At 59.8% G+C, this 25,115-nt stretch carries 19 protein-coding genes; 7 read left to right on the top strand and 12 right to left on the bottom strand.

From position 1 onward, the window contains the following. Window positions 1–26 precede the first annotated feature (26 nt). The gene (locus BKA12_RS01515; RefSeq protein WP_183640159.1) at window positions 27–1,493 is read left to right on the top strand and encodes a zinc-dependent metalloprotease; all 1,467 of its coding nucleotides are present in this window, start codon (window positions 27–29) and stop codon (window positions 1,491–1,493) included. A gap of 16 nt (window positions 1,494–1,509) precedes the next feature. Here the strand turns inward: BKA12_RS01515 and BKA12_RS01510 are convergent, their stop codons facing one another. Next, window positions 1,510–2,247 carry a M48 metallopeptidase family protein gene (locus BKA12_RS01510; protein WP_221228033.1) on the bottom strand — a complete coding sequence of 246 codons (738 nt, stop codon included), beginning with the start codon at window positions 2,245–2,247 and terminating at the stop codon, window positions 1,510–1,512. A 93-nt stretch (window positions 2,248–2,340) separates the two neighbouring features. On the opposite strand from BKA12_RS01510, the gene BKA12_RS01505 reads away from it, so the two are divergent. Further along, window positions 2,341–3,375 (top strand): ThiF family adenylyltransferase, encoded by a 1,035-nt coding sequence (locus BKA12_RS01505; RefSeq protein ID WP_183640157.1) that lies wholly within the window; start codon window positions 2,341–2,343, stop codon window positions 3,373–3,375. Window positions 3,376–3,396: 21 nt separating this feature from the next. On the opposite strand, the gene BKA12_RS01500 is transcribed toward BKA12_RS01505, so the two are convergent. Then, window positions 3,397–5,535 (bottom strand): ATP-dependent DNA helicase UvrD2, encoded by a 2,139-nt coding sequence (locus BKA12_RS01500; protein WP_338087389.1) that lies wholly within the window; start codon window positions 5,533–5,535, stop codon window positions 3,397–3,399. Window positions 5,536–5,571: 36 nt separating this feature from the next. Then, window positions 5,572–6,552, bottom strand: coding sequence for an NAD(+) diphosphatase (nudC, locus tag BKA12_RS01495; RefSeq protein ID WP_183640156.1), 981 nt, complete (start codon window positions 6,550–6,552; stop codon window positions 5,572–5,574). Window positions 6,553–6,673: 121 nt separating this feature from the next. Between nudC and BKA12_RS01490 the strand changes: the two genes are divergently transcribed. Next, the gene (locus BKA12_RS01490; RefSeq protein ID WP_183640154.1) at window positions 6,674–7,960 is read left to right on the top strand and encodes a phosphotransferase; all 1,287 of its coding nucleotides are present in this window, start codon (window positions 6,674–6,676) and stop codon (window positions 7,958–7,960) included. Window positions 7,961–7,976: 16 nt separating this feature from the next. Here BKA12_RS01490 and BKA12_RS01485 read toward each other — a convergent pair whose 3' ends face one another. From BKA12_RS01485 to BKA12_RS01475, 3 genes are all read right to left on the bottom strand, one after another. Then, window positions 7,977–11,384 carry an ATP-dependent helicase gene (locus BKA12_RS01485; RefSeq protein WP_183640152.1) on the bottom strand — a complete coding sequence of 1,136 codons (3,408 nt, stop codon included), beginning with the start codon at window positions 11,382–11,384 and terminating at the stop codon, window positions 7,977–7,979. Beyond that, entirely contained in the window at window positions 11,381–14,599 is a 3,219-nt protein-coding gene (locus BKA12_RS01480) for an ATP-dependent helicase (RefSeq protein WP_183640151.1), read from the bottom strand. The genes BKA12_RS01485 and BKA12_RS01480 overlap by 4 nt, the downstream gene beginning before the upstream one ends. Before the next feature lie 62 nt (window positions 14,600–14,661). Continuing rightward, window positions 14,662–15,006, bottom strand: a complete 345-nt coding sequence (locus BKA12_RS01475) for an MGMT family protein (protein ID WP_183640149.1) — start codon at window positions 15,004–15,006, stop codon at window positions 14,662–14,664. A gap of 128 nt (window positions 15,007–15,134) precedes the next feature. On the opposite strand from BKA12_RS01475, the gene BKA12_RS01470 reads away from it, so the two are divergent. The 4 genes from BKA12_RS01470 to BKA12_RS01455 all read left to right on the top strand — a co-directional run bounded on the left by BKA12_RS01470 (window position 15,135) and on the right by BKA12_RS01455 (window position 18,651). Then, on the top strand, window positions 15,135–15,824 hold the full coding sequence (locus tag BKA12_RS01470) for a 3'-5' exonuclease (protein ID WP_183640148.1): 690 nt from the start codon (window positions 15,135–15,137) through the stop codon (window positions 15,822–15,824). 251 nt (window positions 15,825–16,075) lie between these two features. Next, entirely contained in the window at window positions 16,076–17,059 is a 984-nt protein-coding gene (locus BKA12_RS01465; protein ID WP_183640146.1) for a methionine ABC transporter ATP-binding protein, read from the top strand. A 1-nt stretch (window position 17,060) separates the two neighbouring features. Continuing rightward, the gene (locus tag BKA12_RS01460; RefSeq protein ID WP_183640144.1) at window positions 17,061–17,741 is read left to right on the top strand and encodes a methionine ABC transporter permease; all 681 of its coding nucleotides are present in this window, start codon (window positions 17,061–17,063) and stop codon (window positions 17,739–17,741) included. A 61-nt stretch (window positions 17,742–17,802) separates the two neighbouring features. Continuing rightward, window positions 17,803–18,651, top strand: a complete 849-nt coding sequence (locus BKA12_RS01455; RefSeq protein ID WP_183640143.1) for a MetQ/NlpA family ABC transporter substrate-binding protein — start codon at window positions 17,803–17,805, stop codon at window positions 18,649–18,651. 98 nt (window positions 18,652–18,749) lie between these two features. Here the strand turns inward: BKA12_RS01455 and hemL are convergent, their stop codons facing one another. The 6 genes from hemL to hemQ form a co-directional block, all read right to left on the bottom strand. Then, complete coding sequence (gene hemL, locus BKA12_RS01450; RefSeq protein ID WP_183640141.1) at window positions 18,750–20,063, bottom strand: glutamate-1-semialdehyde 2,1-aminomutase; 1,314 nt, start codon at window positions 20,061–20,063, stop codon at window positions 18,750–18,752. Then, window positions 20,064–21,047 carry a porphobilinogen synthase gene (gene hemB, locus BKA12_RS01445; RefSeq protein WP_183640139.1) on the bottom strand — a complete coding sequence of 328 codons (984 nt, stop codon included), beginning with the start codon at window positions 21,045–21,047 and terminating at the stop codon, window positions 20,064–20,066. It lies immediately after the preceding gene. A gap of 16 nt (window positions 21,048–21,063) precedes the next feature. Continuing rightward, window positions 21,064–21,900, bottom strand: a complete 837-nt coding sequence (locus tag BKA12_RS01440; RefSeq protein ID WP_183640138.1) for a uroporphyrinogen-III synthase — start codon at window positions 21,898–21,900, stop codon at window positions 21,064–21,066. 58 nt (window positions 21,901–21,958) lie between these two features. Beyond that, complete coding sequence (hemC, locus tag BKA12_RS01435) at window positions 21,959–22,972, bottom strand: hydroxymethylbilane synthase (protein WP_183644371.1); 1,014 nt, start codon at window positions 22,970–22,972, stop codon at window positions 21,959–21,961. A 23-nt stretch (window positions 22,973–22,995) separates the two neighbouring features. Beyond that, window positions 22,996–24,195, bottom strand: coding sequence for a ferrochelatase (locus BKA12_RS01430; protein ID WP_183640136.1), 1,200 nt, complete (start codon window positions 24,193–24,195; stop codon window positions 22,996–22,998). Window positions 24,196–24,288: 93 nt separating this feature from the next. Beyond that, window positions 24,289–25,068 (bottom strand): hydrogen peroxide-dependent heme synthase, encoded by a 780-nt coding sequence (hemQ, locus tag BKA12_RS01425; protein ID WP_420826502.1) that lies wholly within the window; start codon window positions 25,066–25,068, stop codon window positions 24,289–24,291. Window positions 25,069–25,115 lie beyond the last annotated feature (47 nt).

The following is a 25,115-nucleotide window of genomic DNA, read 5'->3' as shown; positions in this document are numbered from 1 at the left end:
CCAGTCCGTGCGGGTACCGTTGAGGCATGGCAGAAATTCCCCCGAACAACAACCCGAATGATCCTGACGACAATGATCCGATGCAGGAGATGTTCAAACGCATGTTTGGGGGCCAGATGCCTCCAGGCTTAGACCCCGCTTCTCTTGGCTTGACTCCCGGTCAAGGCGCAGATCCAGCCCAGATGCAGGCGATTTTCCGCCAGCTCCAGGGACTCTTCGGGGCCATGGCTTCCGGCGAGTCAGGACCGGTCAACTGGACCTTGGCGAAGCAGTCGGCACGCGAAGCCACCGCCGGAGCCGATCCTTCGCTGACCGCAAATTCGAAGGGTGCCGTGGAGAACGCCGCGAAGCTCGCGGATTTGTGGTTATCGCAAGCGACGAGCTTCGATCCCACGCCACAGGATCCCCAGGCACTGACCAGCTCCGAGTGGGTTGATAAGACCATGGACTCGTGGAAGCGCCTGACTGAACCCGTAGCGATTTCGGTTTCTCAAGCCATGACTGCGGCCTTGCAAGAGCAGATTCCTGAAGAGATGCGCGGACTCATGGGTGGCACCTCCGGAATGATGCAGTCTCTCGGCGGCGCACTGTTCGGCTCCCAGCTGGGTGCCGCAGTTGGTGCGTTGGCGAAGGAAGTACTCGGCTCCACGGACATCGGACTCCCCTTGTCCGGCGATCGTCCAGCCCTCATTCCGGCGAACATCGCTGATTTCGGTGAAGGTCTAGATCTTCCCGACAACGAGATCCTCTTGTTCGTCGCACTGCGCGAACTTGCCCACATGCGCCTCTACCGCGCCGTTCCGTGGCTCAAGGACCACGTCATCGGTGCCATCGAGGACTACGCACGTGGCATTACGATCGATACCTCCCACATTGACGAAGCAATGCGAGACTTCGATCCAGCTCGGCCTGAATCCATGCAGGACGTCTTCAACGAAGGCCTCTTCACGCCACACCGTAGCCCGGCACAGACCGCAGCCTTGGCGAAGCTTGAGAATGCTCTAGCGCTCATCGAGGGCTGGGTTGATGAAGTTGTCGCCGATGCAGCCGTCAATCTTCCTTCCGCCGCGGCCTTGCGCGAGACAATGCGTCGTCGTCGTGCGTCAGGCGGACCGGCGGAGCAAGCTTTTGCATCGATCGTCGGTCTGGAACTTCGTCCGCGCCGCCTTCGCGAAGCTTCGCAGTTCTGGGCTCACTTGAAAGAAGAGCGAGGCCTCGAAGGTCGTGACGCTGCGTGGGAAGCCGAAGATCTCATGCCTACCGGCGAAGACCTCGATGATCCAGTGGGCTATTCATCGCGCCGTGCCCTCGTCAACGCATCTGATGAAGATCTAGACGCTGCACTCGATCGCTTGCTCTCCGGAGGCTATGACGAATCGGCTCCAACCGATGAAGAAGCGCCAACGGAAGACGCGCCGAAGGATGATGCCCCAAAGGCTGATCCTGAGAATCCTGAAGATCCCGAAAATCCTCAGGATTCCCCGAAGGGCTAACCGCGCGGTTGGCTCGTTAGAGCATCCGTAGACGACCAAAGTCATCATCGAATGACCCTTGAGTGGCCTCGACATCCTCGATGTCGAGACCATCGTCTCTTTCATCATCATCGAAGAGTCCCGCCATTTGCCCGAGATCATTCCCTGGGAAGTCGTTGGCGTTCGGATCTCCTGGACGATGATTTCCGCCCAGCTGCGCTTCCCGCTCCGCAAAAGCTCGACCATGGCTAAACCCAAGCAAGAAGATGTCCGCTTCTGACGTACGCGGATAACGAGCGATGCGGGCCTTGAACGCAGGTCCGTGACCGTCCGGGGCGATCAAGTGGGCGAGCTCGTGAACCAAGACTGCGTCGATCACCCAGTCCGGCATTCCCCACAATCGATGCGACAAATTGATGGTCTGCTTCGAATAGTTCGCTGAGCCCCAGCGGCGACCTTGGTTCGTTACCCATCGCACGCTCTTAGGGCGCACTTGATGGTTGAAGTAGGCGCGGCTCAGCCTGTCGGCGCGCTCCGCGAGATCCTCATGACCCTGCGGACCGTATTTCACATCTCGCTTCTGCAGCACCTTGTTGGCAAGCGAATGCGCCACGGTGACGATCGCTTCATGACTCATATAAGCCGGCACGCGGATTTCAATGTGGTCATTGACCCAGCGCCCTTGCGACGACCGAGTGCGGCGCGACGACTTGATGACTTTGATGGGTACCCCGGTTTCGGTGGCCAAATGCATGGTGGTTTCTTTAGCACTCATTGGCGCTCCTGTGGATAACGATTGGTCTGTGACGATTCGATGGAATCATAAAACTTGTTGTTATTTGATGAAGTTTGATGAATTGGGGATAACGTGCAAATCAATCCGGGACTGCGCATTGTTGACTTTGAAGACGGACGTCTCTCAATAGGCACCGAGGAGCAATCGGTACTGTTCAGCGACCTCACACCCATAGAACGTGCCTTCATTGGTTCCTTATCCGAGCAGTCCCCGCACGTTGGCTATCCCGGCCGCGATGTGCCCGAGCCTCGGCGCTCATGGCTGCTTTCGCAGTTGAAGCGCGTCATTGTGGGAACCCCTAAGTTTAGGATTTCGGGAACCATGTTCAACATTCTCCAGCCTGAAGTCTGGCGCAGCTCTGCCGCGTACGGAGTTCATGCGGGCCCGCTCATCGAAGCCCGCCACTCGGCGCACGTGGTCATCTTTGGGCTTGATCGCGCATCCGTACAGTTGATCGCCACACTCGCGATGGCCGGCGTTGGCAACTTCCACGTCTTCGACGACGCCGAGGTGGAACTGCCAGATCTGGGTGGCCCGCTCTTTGCGTTGTCCGACTTGGGACTCCCCAAGACCACGCAGCTCACTAAACGATTGGCCCGCCAATACCCCAAGACCAAGATCACTCAATACTCTCTGGACGCACTCCATCCGGATTCGCAGCTTCCGGATTTTGGAAAGCGACCCGCGGTAGCAGTAGCCATGGGGCGAGATGCGCTTCTTCCGTGCGTTCGCGAGACCTTGATGATGTCCGGGGTGCCTCACACCCAAGTGATTTTCCAAGACACCACGGCCACCGTCGGACCGATGGTCTTGGACGGCATGCCTGGATGCTTCGATTGCGCGCAGTCGCCCTTGTTGGGTCGAGCCACAGACGAAGAAGGAGCCAGCGAGACCTTCGCTGTTCCTCCAGGCCAGCTGATTCCGGATGCTGCGAGCGCCGCGGTCATCGCGGGTCTGGCCGCTCAACACGTTCTCATGGTGTTGGACGGCCAGCTCTTGCCAGCGACGGTCGGCGCCGTGATGACGTTTCACCTAGACACCGGAGCTTTGGTCACAAGATCGTTGGCACCGAACTTCGCTTGTGCTTGCCACCTCGCCGCTGCCTAACGCGCTGAGTTTTCGGAGCACTTAGGCATACTCGTTGACGATTTTTAGCACTTGTTCGCCGAAGCGCTCGAGCTTGGACTCCCCCACCCCGGAGATTCCTGCCAAAGCATTCATATCCTTCGGGCGGTCTTCGGCGATGGCCATCAAGGTTGCATCGGTAAAGACCACGTAAGCAGGAACTTCAGCTTCCCGAGCCGTCTCAAGGCGCCAGGCTTTCAGCGCTTCCAACATGGCCTCGTCATAGGTAGCTGGGCAATCCAAGCATCGCTTGAGCTTGCGCTCCGCAGGCGTGTCCAGCACCTTGCCGCACGAACGGCAACGCACAGGACCGCGAGTCTTGGCTCGCGATGCGGAACGCTCAGCGCGAGGTGAGCTAGCGGCGTCGTAATGGCGAGAGGTGCCCAGCGACTGAGGACGCAAGCCATCCAAGAAGCGCGACGGCGTGCGGTGCGCGCGGCCGCCGGGCGTACGCGCGAGAGACCAGCTCAAGTGCAGGAAGTCGCGCGCTCGAGTGATGCCCACGTACAGCAAGCGACGCTCTTCGTCATAACCGGCCTGATCCTTCGCGAAGGAAATCGGCAAGAGCCCTTCGCTGAGTCCTGCGAGGAAGACGACGTCCCATTCAAGGCCCTTGGCCGAGTGCAAGCTGGCGACCGTCACGCCGGAGACTTGCGGCGCATGCTGCGTGGCGGCACGCGCTTCCATCTCGGCGACGAATTGGCCCAAGGACGCAGCTGGTCCTTCGGAAGAGCCGCTGCCCAGCTCCTCGGAAAGAGTCACGAGTGCTGACAGAGATTCCCAACGCTCACGCGTCGCACCGCCAGATTCCGGCGACTTTGCGGAGTAACCGATGCTCATGAGCAGTTCTGCCACGGTTCCGCTAGCGGGCTCACCGGAGCGCGTCTTGGAAGCTGCACGCAGGAGCATCATGGCTTCGCGGATCTCGTTGCGCTGGAAGAAGCGCTCACCGCCGCGCAATTGGTAACTCAGGCCAGCCGAACTCAGGGCGCGTTCGTAGGCTTCGGTCTGTCCGTTCGTGCGCAACAGGATGGCGACGCTGCGTGGATCTTGACCGGCATCCACCATCTCTTTAATGCGCTTGGCGATGCTCGAGGCCTCCGCCTCGTCATCGGCAAACTCTTTGAACTCGACGTTCTTGCCGGTCTCGCGCTGCGATATCAAGTGCAAAGGTTCTGGCCAGCGCACCGTGGGATCCGGCATGTTCCGCTCAATGCGGCGCGATTCGAGCAGCTTGTTGGCGAGATTCACGACCTGCGGCGTGGAGCGGTAATCGCGAATCAACCGAACCACTTTGGCGTCCGGATAGGTCTTCGGGAACTCCAAAAGGTGGCGCGGTGTAGCGCCGGTGAAAGAGTAGATGGTCTGGCTCGCGTCGCCCACCACACACAGCTCGTTGCGGTCGCCCACCCAGAGCTTCAACAGCCGCTCTTGGAGCGGCGAAACGTCCTGATACTCGTCCACGGTGAAGTGGCGGTACTGACGGTGAATCTCGGCGAGAATCCGCGGATCGTCCTCAAGAATGGCCACCGTCAACAGCAGCACATCCTCGAAGTCAATGAGAACGCGGTCCTTCTTGACGTCCTCATACATTGCAAAGAGTCGAGCGACCGTCTGCGGTTCGAGGTCTCCCACTCGCGTGCGGTCGGCGGCGGCCTTCACATAGCTATCCGCCGTGAGCATGGAGACCTTGGCCCATTCGATCTCGGACGCGATGTCGCGAATCAGTGCCCGGTCAGCTGTGAGCCTCAAGCGCCGCGCAGCTTCCGCAATATGCGGAGCCTTGTGATCCACGAGCTGCGGAATGGAACCACCAATGGCTTGCGGCCAGAAGTACTGCAGCTGCCGAAGAGCCGCCGAGTGGAAGGTGCGGGCCTGAACGTTCGGAGCACCAAGCTCGCGAAGTCGTGTCCGCATTTCGCCCGCTGCTCGAGCCGTAAACGTCACGGCGAGGAGTTGTTGCTGCACATAGACGCCCGTGTGCACACCCAGCGCGATGCGGTGGGTGATGGCGCGCGTCTTGCCAGTACCGGCGCCCGCGAGCACGCACATGGGGCCAGTGAGGTTACTCGCCACCTCGCGCTGTTCATCGTCGAGGCCGGCGAGGATACGTTCCTCGGTGATATCTACAGAAAGGGTCACTACGTCTTCTTTGGAATGGTGGCGTGAACGAAGGGACTAGTTTTCCAGAACTCGTGGCTCTGGTACCGGTCCCCCGTACCAATGATCAATAAGTGCTCGCGCAATCGAGACAGATGCGGGGATGTTCATCTCACCCTTCTCCACTGCTTCGGCAAGCTCTTCTCGGCTAAACCATTTCACGGACAGGATTTCTTCCCCGTCCGCTTGAACGGTGCTGGTGGTGGCCTTCGCCGTGAAGCCCAGCATGAGCGAGGCAGGGAACGGCCATGGCTGAGAACCCATATAGGTGACGTCCGTGACCAAGACCCCGGCTTCTTCTTGAATTTCACGCACGACGGCGGCTTCAAGAGATTCACCTGGTTCCACGAACCCAGCAAGAACGGAGAATCGCTTCCCACCCCACGCTGCGTTGGCACCAAGCAAAATCCGGTCCTGATCATCCGTGATGGCCACGATCACCGCAGGATCTGTACGTGGGAAGTGCTGCGACTTGTCCTCAGGGCATTCGCGAACCCATCCGCTCTGGCTGACAACCGTCTTGGCACCACAGCGTGGGCAGAACTGGTGCACTGAGTGCCAGTTCGCGATCGCAATAGCTTCAACGAACGTGCCGGCGTCTTCGGCGGACAGGGTCGCGGCAACATCACGCAACCCCAGCCACTGCAATTTTTCGCCTTGTGTGACGGAAGATCCACCGGATATGAACTCGCCGAGGCGCTCGACGTCTTCGTCGCGCCGCGCAATGGCGAGCACCACGTGCGCTTCTTTCGACTTACCCAAGTACACCAAAACGCGCGGTTCGGCACCTTCTTGAGCGGCGTCGTCGTACTGAACAGAGTCAAAGCTCGCGAACTGCAACCGGCCTTGGCGCACGGGAGCGTTGCCACCGTGCAACCACAGCACTCGCGTAGCGGGGTCCGTCAACAGCGTAGGAAGGAATTCGGTATCGGCTCGTTGCGCGCACGCGCGGTCGAGTCCATGGCGAGAAAGGGGCAGACGTTCTGCGAAATTTTCCATCACCCCTCTACCGTACCCATCTCCACCGACACTTACACTGCGTGGCAGAACACTGTGAGTAACTGCGACTCACCCCGCCCGCGCGCGCATCAAGGCCCATAAAACGTCTACGGTGGACTGTGTGAAACGGACAGCTATGGAACTCGCGGCCCTTGCAACTGCCGCCGTGCCCGGTCTCACCCCGTCCGGCGTGGCCTCAATCCCCGATGAACCCGAGGATTTTGACTCGGCGATGATCGTGGATGAGTCCAAGCAGCGCTGGCGTGTACGTGCACCACGGCACGAAGAAGCGAGCATGCGACTTGAGCGAGAACTCACAGTTCTGCACGCCTTCACGCCTGCTGTCCGCGCCGAGTTGCCGTTCCTCATTCCGTCAGTCGCCGGCACCATTCGCCAGGGCGCACTGCGTTCTTTTGTGTACAACCACGTGCACGGCGCCAACTATGACCTCGAGGGCATGTCCCGCTTGGGCGAAGCAACCGCCATCCAAATTGGCAAGGCTCTTGCGGCAATTCATGACATTCCGGACGAGATCGCCGAGCGCGGCGACTTCCCGGCCTACACCGCTGAAGAATTCCGTCAGCGCCGCCTAAATGAGCTGGATCAAGCCGCGATGACCGGCAAGATTCCCGTGACGCTTCTGCGCCGATGGGAGCACGCGCTGGAAGACGTGAACCTGTGGCGATTCAATCCCACCTTGGTACACGGTGATCTGCACGAGGAAAGCTTCCTCATCAACGATTCACGTGTGGTGGCGATTTCCGGCTGGACCGATGTTCACGTGGGCGATCCCGCCGACGATTTCGCGTGGCTTCAGGCCAGCGACGATCCCGCGTTTGTCACCGCCGTGATGGATGCTTACGTCGCCGCTCGCGGAGAGCACGCCGACCCACACATTTCCCGCCGTGCCGCTTTGGCCGCCGAATTCGCCCTCGCTCAGTGGCTGTCACGCTCACTGGCTTCCGGCGACGAAGAGGCCATTGCCGAGGCACACCAGATGCTCGAGGACCTGGACAAGGACATCCGCGAGTTCGGCGGCCAGCCGATTAGCGTCATTGAGCAGCCACAAATGCCAATGCATTCGCCTGCGGTTGCCGAGGAGTCGCCTCTTTCTGAGGACGACGACGCAGCTCGCCCGGGTGCCAAGGCCTCAGATTCTTCCGAATCGGTTGAATCAGTAGATTCCGCTAACGAGGGCGCCGACGCTTCTGCGAGCGATAGCGACGAAGAAGACGTTAACTCCAGCGAGGAATCTGACGAAGAGTCCGATGATTCCGAAGTTTCCGAAGACGACTGGGACGAAAATCCTGGAGTGGTCTTGACGGACGTTTCCGACGAAACTTCGGCGCACCCTATTGTGGAGCCGGAAAACAACACCGACTCCACCGAGGACTCGACCAAGCGCTAGTTCGGCCTAGTACGTTCTAGTTCGTTCCTGCCAGACGGTAAGTCTCAATCAGCGCTTCGAGCTCTTCCTCGCTGTGGAAGGTGTCGAAGCGAAGCGTCTTTCCGTGGTTCACGTAGTAGAACGCTGCTGAGACTCGTTCCGGATCCACGCCTCGTGCTCGGGCAAACGCCAGCCGGTACATCGAGAGCTGGACCTTCTTGTTTTCGCGGTCCTGCCCTGATGGAACGTGACCCGTCTTCCAGTCGACGATTTCGTAGGCATCGCCGTGCTTGAAGACAGCGTCGATGCGCCCACGTACGGGGACGCCCGCCACGAGCTGGTCGAACGGGACCTCGACTTCTTCAGCCTGAAGTGAGGACCATTCAGAGTCTCGGAACTTGTCCTTGAGCACTTCGAGCTGTTGCAGGACGTCCTCGTCAGTCGCTGGCATGACGTCTTCGATGTCCAGCAAGACCGGAGTCTTGTAGAACCGTTCCACCCATTCGTGGAAGAGGTTGCCCAAGTGCGCTTCCTTGGAGGGTCGAGTAGGAACTGGGCGCAAGTACTGCTTTCGTGCTCCCGCAGGGTCATTAGCAGCTTCCACCATCATCGATGGGCTCAAGTGCTTCGGATCGCCCACGGCATGCACTGCGCGGGATCCAGAGAGCTCCATGCGCCGCGTCAAGACGGACAAGACTTCATCCAGTAGCTCTCGACCTTGTTTCGTCTGGATGAGACTTGCAGGTTCGGTGCCTTCCTGCAGCTCACCACTTTGCTCACGCAAATTGTTCCACTGTCCGACACCTTGCTGGACCTCTTCCGCAAGCGCTTCGAGTGCTGGACGACGAGACGCTGGCGGTGGAGTCACCAGTGGCGCGCTGCTGTCAGCTTTGCGCATCGTCACCGTTGGACCGGAGAGCGGATCAAACGGCCAAACGGCAGAGAAGTCACGGCCCTTTTCAGGATTCTCTTCTGGAATCTCTTCTTCGCTCAGCCAGGTGAGCACCGAGATCGAAGACGTCTGCCCATCGACCTCCGAAGATTCAGACAATTCCTTAACGTCCAAGATGAATGGAGAAGGAGCTTGAGGTTTGACCGCTGAGCCGTAGTAGGCCGCCGTGGTGCAGAGCAAGAAGTCCTTCGCTCGCGTGAGCGCGACGTACGCCAGGCGACGCTCTTCGTTCTCCCTGTGGTGCTTCTCGTCGTCGGCATATTCCTTTTCGGCGTCCACTACTTCTTTGAGTGTCTCGCCATCGGTGCGCCACTGCGGAAGTGAATGACGATCGCCGCGAAGCTCCCACGGCAACGCCGACGAACCCGAGGTCCAGCGGGAGGACTTCGACATGGACGGGAATTTCTTCTCCGTCATGGATGGCACTGCGACGATGTCCCATTCCAGACCCTTGGAGGCGTGAACGGTCAGGATTTGAATAGTGCCCGGCTTGGGTTCGTCCGGTGCAAGCTCGAGACCGTCTTCGTGGTCCGCGGCAGCATCCAGCCAGTCGAGGAACTCCTGAAGACGTGGCCGTTCTGCAGACCGCACGAAGTCGTCGACCACATCGAAAAAGACGTCGAGTTGTTTGCGTCCCGAATGATGGTCAACCCACGGCCGAGCATCGAGTTCGATGTCCAGCTGAGTGGTGCGTTCGATGAGCCGAACGAGGTCTCCCAAATCATCATGCGCGTGCTGCCGGAGAGCCTTTAGCTCGGTCGAGAGCCGGGTCAGACGTTCCCGAGCGGCTTCGCTCAGCTGTCGGCCGCTTCGGTATGCCGCCCAGTCAACGGGAGGAAGCTCCTCGATCGCTTCGATAAGGGTTGCGGACTCCAAGAGTTCTGTGGCGAACGGCGGTTCATCTGGATCAGCGCTTTGCTTGCGAGCCGGGGTGCGTCGTCGTTCTAGCTCTTTGGACCACTCTGAAAGCGCCATAAGGTCCGCAGCCCCAAGCCGCCAGCGTGCTCCCGCGAGCAGTCGCCATAGGTGATCTGGTCGGTGTGGATTGGAAATCACGTGCAACGTGCTCACAATGACACCAACTTCAGGCGCGTCCAAAAGTCCACCGAGTCCGGTGATCTCATACGGCAGCCCGCGCTCTTCCAACGCTTGCGCGATTGCAGTGAAACCAGCTCGTGTACGGCTCAGCACGGCGGCGGATTTGAGAGGTTCTTTGCCGTCCAGCCCTGGGCGAATTTCCGAGTCCAGAGCTTCTGCGATCAGCGCGGCTTCTTTTGCTTCAGACTCTACAAACGCCAAGTGCACGCGACCGTTGGTTGCCATAGGGCTCTCGGTGAGACGCTTCAATGGCACACCACGCTCATTCTGCTCGGAAGCGATGAGCAACGGTGCAGCCACCTTGTTGGCGCTGCCCAAAACGATTTTCGAGTTACGCCAGGCCGTGGTCAGGTACGCAACATCCGCGAGGCGCCGGTTTCCATCTGCTTCCACGATGGGGAATTGATGAGGGAACTCGTTGAGCTGACCCGCTGATGCACCGCGGAAACCATAAATGGACTGGTTGGGGTCACCCACAGCCGTGACGGGATGGCCGTCGCCGAAGATCTTGGAGAACAGCACCATTTGAGCGTGCGAGGTGTCTTGGAATTCGTCCAACAACACCACTTTGAAACGTTCGCGTTCCGTGGCACGGGCCACCGGGACCTTTTCGGCAATTTCAGCTGCGATAGCAATGAGGTCGCCGTAGTCCAGCAGTTCGTGCTCGTGCTTGTAACGCTGATACTCACCTACGAACGACGTGACGAGCTCGCGATGCCGCAACATCGTCAGGAGCTTCTTGTCGTCGAGCGTCTGTGCCCCGCCGCGTCGCCCAGTAGGCAACTCTTCCAACTTTTCGCGGAGTTCGCGCAAGTAGCCCGAGGCCTGTTCCAGAGAAATGCGGTGTTCAGCCATTTCACCGGAAAAGGTGAGAACTGCTTTCGTGATGGTGCTGGCTGCCACTCCGTTGAGCGACGTGGGATCCCCCGAGTAGTTGCGCACAATACGGTGTGCGATCTGCCAGGCCTCTGCTTCGCCGAGCAGTCGCGCATCTGGCTCGACGCCAAGGCGCAGCCCGTAATCCTTCACCAGTTCGTTGGCATAGGAGTGGTAGGTAGAGATGGTTGGAGGAACAACGGCCTCGGTCTCATCTCCGATCCCGCCACGGCGCAGCATCTCGAGCTGCGCGTTGATTCGTGCGGTCAACTCCCCCGCAGCTTTTCGGGTGAACGTGACGCCCAAGACTTCTTCCGGCTTGGCAAAGCCGTTGGCTACAAGCCACACCACGCGGTCGGCCATCGTGGCTGTCTTACCCGATCCCGCGCCAGCGACAACCAAGAGCGGGGTGAGCGGCGCTTCAATAATGCGCTCTTGATCCGCCGTCGGGAACATGTCCTTGCCACGGAACTGGTTCAGCACCGCTGCTAGATCACGCGGTGAGTACTTTGCGTTCATTGCCTCATCCACGGTTGCGTCACTTGCCTTCCACTAGCGCAGAGCGGACACATGAGCCCCACTGGACACTTTCCAAATTCGCCGTCTCCATGCCTCGATTCAAAGTGGGCGGCGCCCATGATGTCCGCTGCGGTCAGCACAAGTTCGTTGGCCCACGTGTCATCGGGCCGCAAGCCATCTTGTTTGCGCATAGTGGGTTTCTTGTTGGCCACACCCACATAAACCAATTGCGCCCCCGCAGTTTCCAACCCGACTTCCGGAACCGCACCGGCCACGATGGCTGCCTGGTAGGTCGCCATTTGCGGGTTCTGAGAGGCCTCTTCTGCGGACAACGCCTGCTTTCCAGTTTTGATGTCCACGATGAGTGGCTTGCCGTCTTGGTCCACTTCCACTCGGTCAATCGACCCAACAATATGAGCCGACCTCGGGTGGTTTTCACTTTCTAGGGCCACGTTGAACCCCAGTTCCTGCTTCGTCACAGTCCGGCCTTCTCGAATGGTGATGGAGAAGTACTGTGCCAAGAGATCAACCATGCCTTCGGCACGAACGCGTAGGCCATGAGAAATCCACGAGTCGTCGAGGCCCAGACTTGGCCACTGCTTGTCCAGCTCCTCGAGCAACACGTCGCGAGGCGCCGTGGGGTTGGCCTCGGCGATCTTGTGCACCAAGGTTCCGATCGCTGCAGCTTCAAACTCACGCACTTCGTCGCCGCCGGAAGCCGAGACGAACCATGCAAACGGGCTCTTGAGCGCCGCTTCTACGCGGGATGGAGAGACGGTGACCGGATGATCCATAGGAGTCACGTTCTCCTCCGTGGACAGCGGCAAGAGTCCCCACCATTCGTCTGGGTGAGCACCGCGCACAGCCGGCGAAGCCACGGACAGCAGAGCAAGCAACAAAGCAAGGTCGCGAACGTAGGGATCATCTCCGCCCCCATTCGCCAAGGATTCTTCGGCCGTGCGACGCAGATACCCAACAAGCGCTGGCAACGTCTTTGCGCGCCTGACCGCAGTGATGGGCCGGGCTGTCTCGGGGTCTGTCCACGGATCCACGTATTCCAAAAAGCTGGAAGGCGCCGCTTCCTCGCTGCTCACACCGATGCACAGCAATTCTTTGCGTGCGCGTGAGCAGGCCACGGAGAATAGCCGCAGCTCGTCAGCCCGGACGGCGTTGAGGAGCGTCGCGTAGTTTCGTTGCTGCAAGACCTCGATGCCGTAATCGGCAATGTCGGCAATAGCGTCCGCTCCAAGAAGGGCACCGCGCAAACGCGTATTCGGCCACATTCCCTCTTGCAGCCCCACCACAATGACAAGATCCCACTCGCGACCAGCAGCATTGGCTGGGGTCAAAATTTCAACGCCCGTAGCAACGTGCGAAGGCCGCGCCAAGGTGTCCATGGGGACCTCCTGCTCTAGCAAGAACTCAGCAAACTGGCGGGCGCTCGCGCCCGGGTTCTGCGAACTGAAGCGTTCGGCCGCTTGCATCAAGGACATGACGGCGTCGAGGTCAGCGTTCGCCCGGTCAATATCTTCAGCGGAGACACCATTACCTTCGCCGGCGAGAACCCGATCTTGCCATTCGTCGGCTACTCGAGCTGCTTCCCAAATGGCCCACAGCACCGTCTGCGGAGTGGCACCCGGCTTGGCGGCTTCTGCTTGTCCCGAGCGCGCCATACTGAGTACGCGAAGGATGCCACGCGAGCTACGGCCCGCGAGTTTCCACAGCTCTTCGTCACCGGAGTCTCCGAAGACTTGCTCCTCGAAGTAGTCCGCCAAAAGTTCAGTAGAACCGCGCAATCCGTTGGCACTACGCTCACGGGTCAGCAGTCCGCGGCGAATACGCCGCACGTCCATGACGGTTGCCTCGCCGTAGCGGGAGGACAGCAGAGAGCTGATCAGAGCCACGCGGTCTTCAAGACCTTGACGACGCACCACGTCCATCTCAGTGTCATCCATGGAAAGCAACGCGGTAGGCGCCAGCAGCATCAGATCCAGAAGCGGCCGCACAGCAGGTGCTTCTTTCAGTGGAACCTCAGATGGCGGGACGGCCACGGGGATTCCTTGGATACTCAAATGCCGAGAGAGCGAGCGCAAACGCTGGCCGTGGCGAGCGATCACCACCATGCGGTCCCACGAGAGCCCTTCATCCACGAAGGCTTCCAACAACCGGTTCGCCACCAGTCGCTCTTCGTGCAGCGGCGTGTCCACGAGCGCGACCTTGGCGATCCCAGGCTCTTGCCCGTCCCGCACAGCCACACGGCCCTTACCGCCGACCGCCACGGGAATGGACTGAGACATCCGCTCCCACGCCTCGGCAATAAACTGCGGAAGACGGTACGAGCCAGAAAGTTCCTCGGTCACCGCACCACGAGAAGTACCACTAAAGATCGTCTCAAACCGAGACAACATATCCGGGCGAGCACCACGGAATCCCTGGACGGCAGACTCCGGGCTAGCGAACATCACCACGCGCGGTCCCGAATCACTGCCCGCCAAAGCTGCCAGCAGTTGCCACTGCGAAGGCGTCATTTCTTGAGCATCATCCACCAAGATGAACTCCAAACGGTTCTGTTCCTCGGCCAAGAACTCGGGCCGCGCCAGCAATATGTATGCCGCGGCAGAAATCAGCTCAGCGGGGTCATAGGCATTCTCATTGGAAAGGCCCAGTAGCTCCAGGTACTCCTGATACACGGATGATGTCGAAACCCAGTCAGGCCGGCCGGCTGCTTTGCCCATCTTGACGAGGGCCTCGGGCGAGAGCCCGCGTTCGGAGAGTCGGTCAAAGACTTCGCGCAGTTCCGAGCGGAACCCTCGCGTCTGCACGGCAACGGCCAGGTCCTCTGACCACTTCGGGTCACGGCCCAATCCGCGCGCGTGGCCTTCCAAGATTTGCCCGATCAGCCGGTCCTGCTCGGCGCCGGTCAGCAATCGCTCGCGGGATCCAAAGCGGTTCTCGTCAAAGAAGTTTCGCTCGCGTCGGATTACGTCGAAGGAGTAGGACTGCCACGAACGCACAGGGGTCTCCGCAAAGCGAGCGCCGCCGCTCGCGCTCAAAGCGTCACGCAACGCGCCGGCGGAAACGCGAGACGGCGTCAAAATCAGCAGTCGCGACGGATCCATCCCCTCGCTGAAGCGCTCCCCTGCTAACTGAAGCAGCGTCGTCGTCTTCCCGGATCCGGGCGCTCCCAGCACCAAACGGTGCGCAGATTGACTCATGCTTCACTCCCCCGACGTAGACCACTAAACCTGATCATCATTCAATCAGCACCTCCCGACACTTAGGACATCAAGGTGCGTTCGATGTTTTCAAAGTCCGCATCATCAGGCGCCCAGCGAGCCACTTTCATGCGGACTCCTTCGTCACGCACAGGCGTTTGCTCTGCTTCCCAATGCGGCAGCGCTTGTTCTGCAAGATCCGGCGGAAGAGTGCCGTTCGCGCGCACCACGCGCCACCACGGCAGCTGTCCGTCGCTCGTTGCCATGATTTTGGCGACTTGCCGTGGACCACCGCGGTAATTTGGCCATTCGCTCAGAATTTCCGCGATATCGCCGTATGCGAGCACGGTTCCGGGCGGAATGAGCCGCACCAGCGCGTACACCGCGTCACGGTAGTTTTCTTGCATTCTTAGAGAGTACGACGCCGCCGCTCCACTCAGTGCCTCCGTTGCGGATCGCTTTAATCGGCTGTTGCGTTATCCACAAAATGCCCGATGCTTTCGGAAATTTGAGCATGCTTCGATAGCTTGTAGGCATGACTAACTGGCATGAACTTCCCCGTGCAGCATTTGACCTCGAAACTACCGGGCGGGACCCACGCACCGCTCGCATTGTCACGGCCTCGATTCTGGTAGTGAACGCGAAGGCTGAGATCTTGCAGCACCGCGAATGGCTGGTCAATCCTGGCGTTCGCATTCCGGAGGAAGCCAGCGATATTCACGGCATCACCACCGAGGTGGCCGAGCGCGATGGCATGGATCCAGCGACGGCCGTCGCAGAGATCTCCGTGTTCTTGGACGCGCTTTTCCAGACCATGCCAGTGATGGTCTTCAACGCCGCTTACGACTTCACTGTGCTCCGCGAAGAAGCCAAGCGCTATGGCATCGATCAGATCGATCCACGTCCGGTCATCGATCCCTACATCATTGATAAGCAAGTGGATAAGTACCGTCGCGGTAAGCGCACGCTCGTAGCCATGTGTGAGTTCTACCAAGTGCCGCTCATCAACGCCCATACCTCCGTGGCGGATGCCGCCGCGACCATCGCTGTTGCCGACCGCCTCGCGGAGAAGTACGCGTCTCAGTTGCAGATCGATCCACTCTTGTTGCACTCCAACCAGATCGAGTGGGCGGCTACCCAAGCCGCTAGCTTCCAGGACTACTTGCGACGCCGCGATCCCTCGGCTGTCGTCGAAGGCGATTGGCCGGTCAAACAAGAAAGTTAAACATTCCAGCGTGATTGCCGTAACACTGGGTAAGAAGAGCTTGACTTCGCGGAGACCTTGAACTCGCGATTGTTCGACAATCGCCAGCCGACTCCTCATCAATATTTGATAAAAAGCCTATTGATAGGGATGTTGCGAACTTTGTGGGGCAATTTCGATCGATTGGTTAAGTTTTGTTCGAAGGTGCTGTAATGGAACGTCCGTAGTTTCTACTGACATTCTCCGGATCAGCAGTTTTTCGAGAGGCTTACTTGATCTCCATTACCGATCTCCGCAAGGTCTACCGCCAAGGTAGCCGTGATGTTGTTGCGCTCGACGGCGTCTCTTTGGACGTTCCTCAGGGCAACATTCACGGCATCATCGGCCACTCCGGCGCTGGCAAGTCCACGCTGGTGCGATGCTTGACGCTTCTAGACAGGCCAACGTCTGGCACTGTTGCGATCAACGGCAAAGACCTCACCAACGTGAGTGATAAGGACTTGCTGACCGCTCGCCGTCGTATCGGCATGGTGTTCCAGCACGCCAACCTCATGGACTCCCGCACCACGGAAGAGAACGTTGCGTTCCCTCTTGAGCTGACGGGAACCCCGAAGGACGTTCGAGAAAAGAAGGTCCAAGACCTCTTGCGCTTGACCGGACTTGCGGACTTCGCGAAGGCCTACCCTTCTCAGCTTTCCGGTGGTCAGCGTCAGCGCGTGGGCATCGCCCGCGCCTTGGCCGCAGACCCCGATGTGCTGCTGTGCGACGAACCAACATCCGCGTTGGACCCCCGCACCACCGAAGAAATTCTTGACCTGATCCGTTCCTTGCGCGATCGCTTGAACATCACGGTGCTGATCATTACCCACGAGATGCACGTTGTGAAGCGCATTTGCGATTCCGTCTCCTTGCTCGAAGGCGGCAAGATCGTGGAAAGCGGCAACCTCTCTGAGGTCGTTGCAGCGTCCGGCCGTCTCTCTGAGGCTGTGCTTCCGTTGCCGGGTGCCGCAACCAGCATCGCCGATGGACCCATCGTTGAACTCTTGTACTCGGGTGATCAGGCCTACACGCCGGTCATCTCGGCCATCACCCGCACGTTCGATATTGACGTCAACGTGCTGGCAGGCTCCATCGAGGAGCTAGGAAGCTCGCGCTTCGCTCACTTGCGACTGCAGCTTGATCCGTCCGCGGATGTCGATGCCGTAGTGCAATTCCTGTCAGATCGTGGCATCAAAGCAACCGTGAAGGGGGCCTAACGTGGACTGGTTGAACGCATTCTTTGCTAATCCTGGAATTTCGCGGGCTCTCTTACCTGCACTCGGCGAAACCTTGCAGATGATTTCCATCTCGGGTGTTTTGACGATCCTTATTGGTCTGCCTCTTGGCATCCTGCTCTTCACGTCTCGTCCCGGCGGGCTTGCTCCCGTACCGTGGCTTCACGCGATTCTGTCCAACATCATCGTGAACATCACGCGATCGATCCCCTACGCAATCCTCATGGTGGCCTTGATTCCGTTCACCCAGCTATTGGTGGGAACGGCCATTGGTCCTATTGCGGCCACGGTGTCCTTGACGATTGCAACGGTTCCGTTCTTCTCCCGTTTGGTTGAGGTCGCTCTGCGCGAAGTCAACGCAGGAAAGATCGACGCCGCACAGGTCATGGGTTCAACTCGAATGCAGATCATCAAGAAGGTTCTGCTTCCCGAGTCCTTACCCGGAATCATCTCCGGCATCACCACCACGCTGGTCATGCTTGTTGGTTACTCAGCGATGGCTGGCCTCATCGGTGGTGGCGGTCTCGGCCGTCTCGCCTACAACTACGGTTACCAGCGCTTCGACACCACCGTCATGATCGTGACAATCGTAATCATGGTGGTCTTGGTACAGCTGATTCAGATCATCGGCGACCGCATCGCTCGCGCCGTGGATCACCGCTAAACACTTTTCTCGCATCACACACATCACTAATTTATTTATCTCTCATCACAAAGGAAGCTCAATGCGCAACAAGCTCATTTTGTCCCTCGCCTCGATCGCGGCAGCTGTCTCTTTGACCGCTTGCGGCGCTTCCGGCACCCCTTCAAACTCCTCCACGGCAGCCGGTTCGGCAAGCTCTGGCGGAGTCACGGTAGTCAAGGTTGGAGCAAACCCAGTTCCACACGCCAAGATCCTCGAATTCGTAGACCAGAACCTTGCTAAGGAAGCTGGCATCGACTTGGACATCAAGGAATTTGATGACTACCAGACGCCAAACATCGCCTTGAGCGAAGGCAGCGTTGACGCCAACTACTTCATGCACGAGCCGTTCTTCAACGATCAGGTGAAGACCAAGGGCTACAAGTTTGAGCACGGCACCGGCGTTCACATCGAGCCTTACGCAGGCTTCTCCGAGAAGTACAAGACGGTCGAAGAGATTCCTGATGGCGCAACCATCGGCATCACCAATGACCCAGGTAACCAGCCACGCGCATTGAAGATGCTCGAAGCTGCTGGCTTGCTCAAGGACATCGCAGATGACTCCGCAGCCCTGACCTTGACGGACGCTCAGAACCCTAAGAAGCTCAAGTTCGAAGAGAACCAGCCAGAAATCTTGGTTCAGGTCGCTAAGGATCCAAAGATCGACCTTGCCATCATCAACGGCAACTACATCCTTCAGGCCGGCATGTCCACGAAGGACGCGCTGATCGTTGAGTCCACCGAGAACAACCCATACGCCAACTTCCTGGCTTGGCGCACCGGTGAACAGTCTGAAGGTGTAAAGAAGCTCGACGAGCTCTTGCACTCTGACGAGGTCAAGAAGTACATCGAAGACACGTGGCCATCCGGCGACGTTATTCCAGCTTCCTAATCGGTGCATAACGCACCACATAGAGAAGGGCCCCGAGCGCATCGCTCGGGGCCCTTCTCGTACTTCTGAGGGTTGTAGGAAGGCACAACCCTCAGACGTTACGCAGCCGGAGTGGCACGAGCAGCTGCTTCTGCAGCTGCGGGAAGTGCGCTGATAATGCGATCCATCGCGGCGTCGTCGTGCGCGGAAGACAAGAACCATGCCTCGAACACGCTTGGTGGCAAGTAGACGCCCGAATCCAGCATGGAGTGGAAGAACGGCGCGTAGCGGAAGCCCTCTTGGGCCAACGCGTCGGCGTAGTTGTGCACTCCGCTCTCGGAGGTACCGAACGCTACCGAGAACAAGTTGCCGGCGTGCTGGATGGAGTGATCCACACCAGCGGCGTTCAGGGCCTCGGACAAAGCGGTGGAGAGCTGCAAGGAGCGAGCGTCCACCGTCTGGTACACGCGGTCATCGGCGAGGGTCATGGTGGCAACGCCAGCAGCCATCGCCACAGGGTTACCGGACAACGTGCCAGCCTGGTAAACCGGGCCCACCGGTGCGAGCTTGTCCATGACCTCGGCGCGGCCACCCACGGCAGCGGCAGGCATGCCGCCACCAATAACCTTGCCGAAAGTGAAGAGGTCAGGCGTCCAGCCCTCGGCTGCACCCGTGAGGCCCCAGTAACCGGAAGGACCAGTACGGAAGCCCGTCAAGACTTCGTCGACGATGAGCAGGGCGCCATTTTCAGACGTGATGCGAGCCAGACCAGCGTTGAAGCCATCGCCCGGAGTCACCACGCCCATGTTGGCCGGAGCGGCCTCGGTAATAACGGCGGCGATGCGGTCACCGTGCTCGGCGAATGCCGCGCGGACAGCCTCGAGGTCGTTGTATGGGAGCACCAAGGTCTCAGCGGCCGTCGCTGCCGTGACACCGGCAGATCCCGGCAAGGCCAACGTCGCAACGCCGGAACCGGCCTGAGCCAACAACGCGTCCAAGTGACCGTGGTAGCAGCCAGCGAACTTGATGATGAGATCGCGGCCCGTGTAGCCACGTGCCAAGCGCACGGCCGTCATGGTGGCCTCGGTGCCGGTAGACACCATGCGCACGCGCTCCACGCCGGGAACGCGCTTCATGATGTGCTCGGCCAAACGAGACTCATCCGGCGTCGAGGCGCCGAAGGACAGGCCGCGAGACACAGCTTCCTGAACCGCAGCGATGACCTCAGGATGCGAGTGGCCCAACAGCGCAGGACCCCACGAGCACACGAGATCTACGTACTCTTTGCCGTCAACGTCCGTGAGGTACGGGCCGCGTGCGGAGTACATGAACGGCGGCACACCGCCCACGGAGCCGAAAGCGCGGACGGGCGAATTCACGCCGCCTGGCATGAGGTGGAGCGCGGTCTCGAAGTATTCAGAAGACTTCGTCATTTATCGTCCTTCACGTAGCCATTGAGCGACTTCGTTCGCCCAGTATGTCAAAACAGTATCGGCTCCAGCCCGGCGGATGCTGAGCACGGATTCCATGATGGAGGCACGGCGATCAATCCAGCCGTTCGCCGAGGCAGCCTCGATCATCGCGTATTCGCCAGAGATTTGGTAAGCGGAGACAGGAACCGGAGACATCTCGGCCACATCGGAGAGGATGTCCAAGTAGCTCATGGCCGGCTTCACCATCACCATGTCCGCTCCTTCAGCAAGGTCCAGCTCGACTTCGCGGATGGCTTCCCGGCGGTTGGACGGATCCATCTGGTAGGTGCGGCGGTCGCCCTGGAGCTGCGAATCCACGGCCTCGCGGAACGGTCCGTAGAACGCGGACGCGTACTTCGCGGCGTAGGCAAGAATCGTGGTGTTCTGCAGTCCTGCCTCGTCCAAGGCCTGACGCATGACGGCGATCTGGCCGTCCATCATTCCGGACGGGCCCAGCACGTGAGCGCCGGCCTGGGCCTGCACGACGGCCATTTCGCCATAGATTTCCAGGGTGGCGTCGTTATCCACGGAACCGTCAGCGGCCAGTACGCCGCAGTGTCCGTGATCGGTGAACTCGTCGAGGCAAACGTCAGACATGATGACCAGGTCATCGCCGACCTCTTCACGCACAGCCTTTATGCCACGGTTCAAAATGCCGTTTGGATCGATGCCCGCGGTTCCGCGAGCGTCACGCTCGGTGGGAATACCGAACAGCATGATGCCGCCGAGTCCATTCTCGACAGCTTCCACGGCCGCACGGCGCAGCGTGTCCTCAGTGTGCTGGACGACGCCCGGCATGGAGGTGATCGGGTTCGGCTCGGTAATGCCTTCGCGAATGAACGCAGGCAGAATCAGCTCTTGTGGCTGCATCTTCACTTCGGCCACGAGTCGGCGCATGGCCGGGGTCGCACGCAAGCGACGCGGGCGTACCGCAGGAAAATTCATGATGATCCCTTTCAGTTCACGAATTCTTGGTCTTCAAATCTTTGGTCAGCGCGGCCATCATGGACGCGGCGTCCGGCCGTTCCGCAATGCCAGCCAGCCGTAGGCCTAGCCGCTCAATTTCGGCACCGGTACTCTTACCGATCGCCACGAGTTGCATCGAAGCAGGAATCTCCCCCACCAGCTCCGCGAACTTTCGCGCGATGGACGGCGACGTCAGCAACACCGCATCGAGGCCTCCCTCGCGTGCCAGTTGCGCTAATTCTTGCGGTTCCAGCTGAGTACTTTCCTCCAGTACGACGCCGCCCGCCCCGGCACTCGCTACCTTCAGTGGCGCTGTGACGCGGCGGGCATGATCTGCTGGCGCGTCCACGGTCAGATAGGCGTCAACTGCTTCCACCTCATAGCCAAGTTCTTGCAGTCCACGCTCGAGAGCCGGATCGGCCAAGTTGGCGTGCGGCAAGAACACGCGAGCCGCGGATCCATCTGCAGAGCGCAACGGTTCTTGCGCCAAGAGCGCCAGAATTCCTTGCGCTGATTGCTCTTCGGCGGGCATCCGGTCCACCGTAAAACCTTCGGCCTCAAGCGCCCGACGCGTGGGATCACCCACAGCCACGAGCTGCCCCGCTGGCCGCTTCCACAAGCTGCTCTCCCCCGACGAATCGAGGCCATCAAGAGCAAAGGCTCGTTGCTTGAGCGCGCGGACCGTGGTGATGGACGTGAAGATCGCCGCATCAAACTCTCCCGCAAGCCATCGCGAAAGTGAGCCGTCGATCGCCGTCGTGCTGGCCGGAAATTCGAAATCAATCAGTGGGCAGACCACGGGCGTGTGGCCCGCGTTCCGAATTTCCGTCACGAAGGCACCCGCTCGGTCCACACTTCGCAATACCGCAACGCGCATGTCCTGAGCCGGCCTACTTCTTCAGTCCGGCGAGTTCCGCGGCCCCGTTGGCCAGCAACTCTTCCGCGAGTGCCACGCCGAGCGCCCGTGCGTCGGCGAGCGAGGTGACGGTTTTCTGAGTACGACGGCGCATCATCTTGGACCCGTCCGGCGCGCAGGCAACAGCTTCAAGTGTGAGGACGCCGGCCACGGAGACTGAGCTTTCCTCCGAACCGAGGCTGAATCGGCCGAGTGCACCGATGGGGGCTGCGCAACCTGCCTCGAGGTAACCCAAGAGGGCACGTTCGGCGGTGACTTCCCAGCGGGCGGCTTGGTCTTCGACGGTCGAGAGCGCGCCGCTGAGCGTGTCTCCGCTCATGGCCGTCTCGGGGCAGCACTCGATCGCGAGGGCCCCCTGACCCGGTGCAGGCAAGACGATCGATGGATCGAGGCGCTCGGTGATGAAGCGTTCGAGTCCCAAGCGTTCTAGGCCAGCGGTTGCCAACACCACAGCGTCCAGGTCGGAGCGGAGCTCTCCGCCGACACCGACGTCGACTAGGCTCTGGTCCTCACCGAAGACGCGAGCGAGGCGCGTCGGAACGTTGCCGCGAATATCCACGATCTGCAGATCTGGCCGAGCCACCAACAACTGCGCCGCGCGACGAGGCGAACCCGTGCCGACCTTGGCGTTGGTGGGGAGGTTATCGAGCGTGAGTCCGTCGCGAGCGCACAAGGCGTCGCGCACGTCGGCGCGAGCCGGAACCGTCGCGATGACCAAGCCCTCGGGCTGTGCCGTGGGCAAGTCCTTGAGGGAGTGGACGGCGAGGTCGCACTTGCCCTCGAGCAAGGACACACGGAGAGCCGCCGCGAAGACGCCGGTGCCGCCCAGCTGGGCCAGCGGACCGATGACGATGTCACCTTCGGTCTTGACTTGCACCAGCTCAAAGCCCAGACTACTTGCGCCCGAGATGAGCTCGGCCGTGGCCGTGGACTGCGTGACTGCGAGCGCGGAACCTCGCGTGCCTACCCTGAACTGGGTACGTGGCATGCCGGGGTCGGTTGAAGATGTGGTCACAGCGCAGGCGCCTTCACTTCGGCGTCCACGGCAGCGATGGTTGGCTTCGTGGTGCCGTCGCGCATGACCTTGACGCAGCACTCTGGACGGCAGACGTCGAACCAAGCGCCACACGTGGTGGCGGCAACGCGTTCGGTGGAGGTACCGAGGCGTTCCTTGATCAGTTCTACAAGTCCGGAGACGAAGGCCGGGTGGGTGCCAGCGGTCGGTGCGCGGTGGAATGCGAGTCCCAGCTCAGCAGCCGTGTCCTTGGCCTCAGTGTCCAAGTCCCAGACCACTTCCATGTGATCCGAAACAAAGCCGATCGGCATGACGATCACTCCTGCCACGCCGTCCTTCTTGTATTCCTCGAAGGCATCGTTGATGTCCGGCTCAAGCCATGGAACATGTGGCGCGCCGGAGCGGGACTGGAACACGAGCGTGTGCTCGAGGCCTGCGGCTTCCGGAACGCGAGACATGATTTCTTCAGCGACAGCCAAGTGCTGAGCGCTGTAGAGGTCTGTTGCCTTCCACTCGCTGACTGGGAAGACACCGTCAAGGTAAGACTTGTCCTTGGGTCCAGCGGCTTCGGCGTCAGAGGTAGGAATCGAGTGCGTCGCGAAGACTACGGTGATGCGGCCATCTGGGTTACCGGTTTCGGCAAGTTGCTGACGGACATCGGCGATCGCAGCCTTCAGACCGTCGACAGAAGGCTCGATGAAGCCGGGTGTGTTGAAGTACTGGCGAACTTTGTCCACTTCGAGCTTGCCTTCAAGGCCGGAAGCACGAAGGGCAACGCCAGCGTCCTCACGGTACTGGCGGCAGCTGGAGTAGCCGGAGTAAGCGCTCGTGGAGAGCATGAGGACACGGCGATGTCCCTTTTCATACATCTCTTCAAGAGTTGACTGGATGAACGGATCCCAGTTGCGGTTGCCCCAGTACACGGGAATGTCGATGCTCTGGACAGCAAGCTCTGCTTCGAGCGCTGCCTTGAGAGCACGGTTCTGCGCGTTGATGGGGCTCACGCCTCCGTTGGCACGGTAGTGCGTGGCGACTTCCTCAAGACGCTCGTCCGGGATGCCGCGGCCTCTGGTCACGTTACGCAAAAACGGGATGACGTCGTCCTGGCCCTCGGGGCCGCCAAAGGATGCCAACAGGATCGCGTCGTACGGCTTAGGAGACATGACTCCTCGTTCGTTAACTTCAGCAGTGCTCATTTGAGTGCTCTCCAGATCTACTTGAAATTCGTTCGTCCAGCCATCTGCAAACGGGGCTTATCCCACGCATGGGACGAGCCGCCGAATGGTTAATTAGCGCAAAACTTCTGCGATCTCTGCAGTAGAGATTCGCTTACCCGTGTAGAACGGGGTTTCTTCACGGACGTGGTTGCGAGCGTCCGTGTAACGCAAGTGACGCATCATATCCACGAGGTCAATGACATCCGGAGCTTCCAGAGCAATCATCCACTCGTAGTCGCCCAAAGCGAAGGCTGCCACGGTATTGGCCTGGACCATGGGGAAGTCGCGGCCTAAGATGCCGTGATCGCGCAGCATCTTGCCGCGTTCCTTCGGATCCAAGAGGTACCAGTCGTGCGAGCGCACGAACGGGTACACGCAAAGCCATTCGAGAGGCTCCAAGCCACGAGCAAATGCCGGGCTGTGATCCTTAGCGAACTCGGCCTCGCGGTGCACACCGAAGGAAGACCACGAAATTTCCGTGCCGTCGAACAAGTAGGAGCGGCGAATCTGGCGGACAGCAGACTGCAGGCTTTCAAACGATGCTCCGTGCAGCCACACCATGACGTCAGCGTCTTCACGCATCGCGGATACATCGTACGCGCCGCGAACAATCACGTCCTGCTTCTTGAGTTCATTGACCAAGGTGTCGAAAGCATCGACGCCTTCGGAACGGTCCCCATCGGTCTCGCCACGACGGAAGACAGTCCACAACGTGTAGTAGAACGTGTCATTCTCACGCGCCCGCTCGCCCATCACTGGGCTGGAGTGCTCTGGGCGGTAGTCGGACCCCGTGCTCGCTGCGGGACGCTGGTCCTGATCGCTCATCTGTTCTTCCTCTTTCTTGGTACCCATGTCAGTACTCTCAATTCTGGTGTATCGATCGCGAGTGCGCGGTCAGA

This window comes from Neomicrococcus lactis (genome assembly GCF_014200305.1).
Taxonomy (GTDB): domain Bacteria; phylum Actinomycetota; class Actinomycetes; order Actinomycetales; family Micrococcaceae; genus Neomicrococcus; species Neomicrococcus lactis.
Note: the sequence above shows the minus strand (reverse complement) of the source record. Positions and strands in the feature narration are given on the sequence as shown.

Excerpts from the sequence above, each read along its gene's own strand:
- BKA12_RS01515 (WP_183640159.1), top strand. The coding sequence starts at position 27 with ATGGCAGAAATTCCCCCGAACAACAACCCGAATGATCCTGACGACAAT.
- BKA12_RS01510 (WP_221228033.1), bottom strand. The coding sequence starts at position 2,247 with ATGAGTGCTAAAGAAACCACCATGCATTTGGCCACCGAAACCGGGGTA.
- nudC (WP_183640156.1), bottom strand. The coding sequence starts at position 6,552 with ATGGAAAATTTCGCAGAACGTCTGCCCCTTTCTCGCCATGGACTCGAC.
- BKA12_RS01485 (WP_183640152.1), bottom strand. The coding sequence starts at position 11,384 with ATGAACGCAAAGTACTCACCGCGTGATCTAGCAGCGGTGCTGAACCAG.
- BKA12_RS01480 (WP_183640151.1), bottom strand. The coding sequence starts at position 14,599 with ATGAGTCAATCTGCGCACCGTTTGGTGCTGGGAGCGCCCGGATCCGGG.
- BKA12_RS01475 (WP_183640149.1), bottom strand. The coding sequence starts at position 15,006 with ATGCAAGAAAACTACCGTGACGCGGTGTACGCGCTGGTGCGGCTCATT.
- BKA12_RS01470 (WP_183640148.1), top strand. The coding sequence starts at position 15,135 with ATGACTAACTGGCATGAACTTCCCCGTGCAGCATTTGACCTCGAAACT.
- BKA12_RS01455 (WP_183640143.1), top strand. The coding sequence starts at position 17,803 with ATGCGCAACAAGCTCATTTTGTCCCTCGCCTCGATCGCGGCAGCTGTC.
- hemL (WP_183640141.1), bottom strand. The coding sequence starts at position 20,063 with ATGACGAAGTCTTCTGAATACTTCGAGACCGCGCTCCACCTCATGCCA.
- hemB (WP_183640139.1), bottom strand. The coding sequence starts at position 21,047 with ATGAATTTTCCTGCGGTACGCCCGCGTCGCTTGCGTGCGACCCCGGCC.
- hemC (WP_183644371.1), bottom strand. The coding sequence starts at position 22,972 with ATGCCACGTACCCAGTTCAGGGTAGGCACGCGAGGTTCCGCGCTCGCA.
- BKA12_RS01430 (WP_183640136.1), bottom strand. The coding sequence starts at position 24,195 with ATGAGCACTGCTGAAGTTAACGAACGAGGAGTCATGTCTCCTAAGCCG.
- hemQ (WP_420826502.1), bottom strand. The coding sequence starts at position 25,068 with ATGGGTACCAAGAAAGAGGAAGAACAGATGAGCGATCAGGACCAGCGT.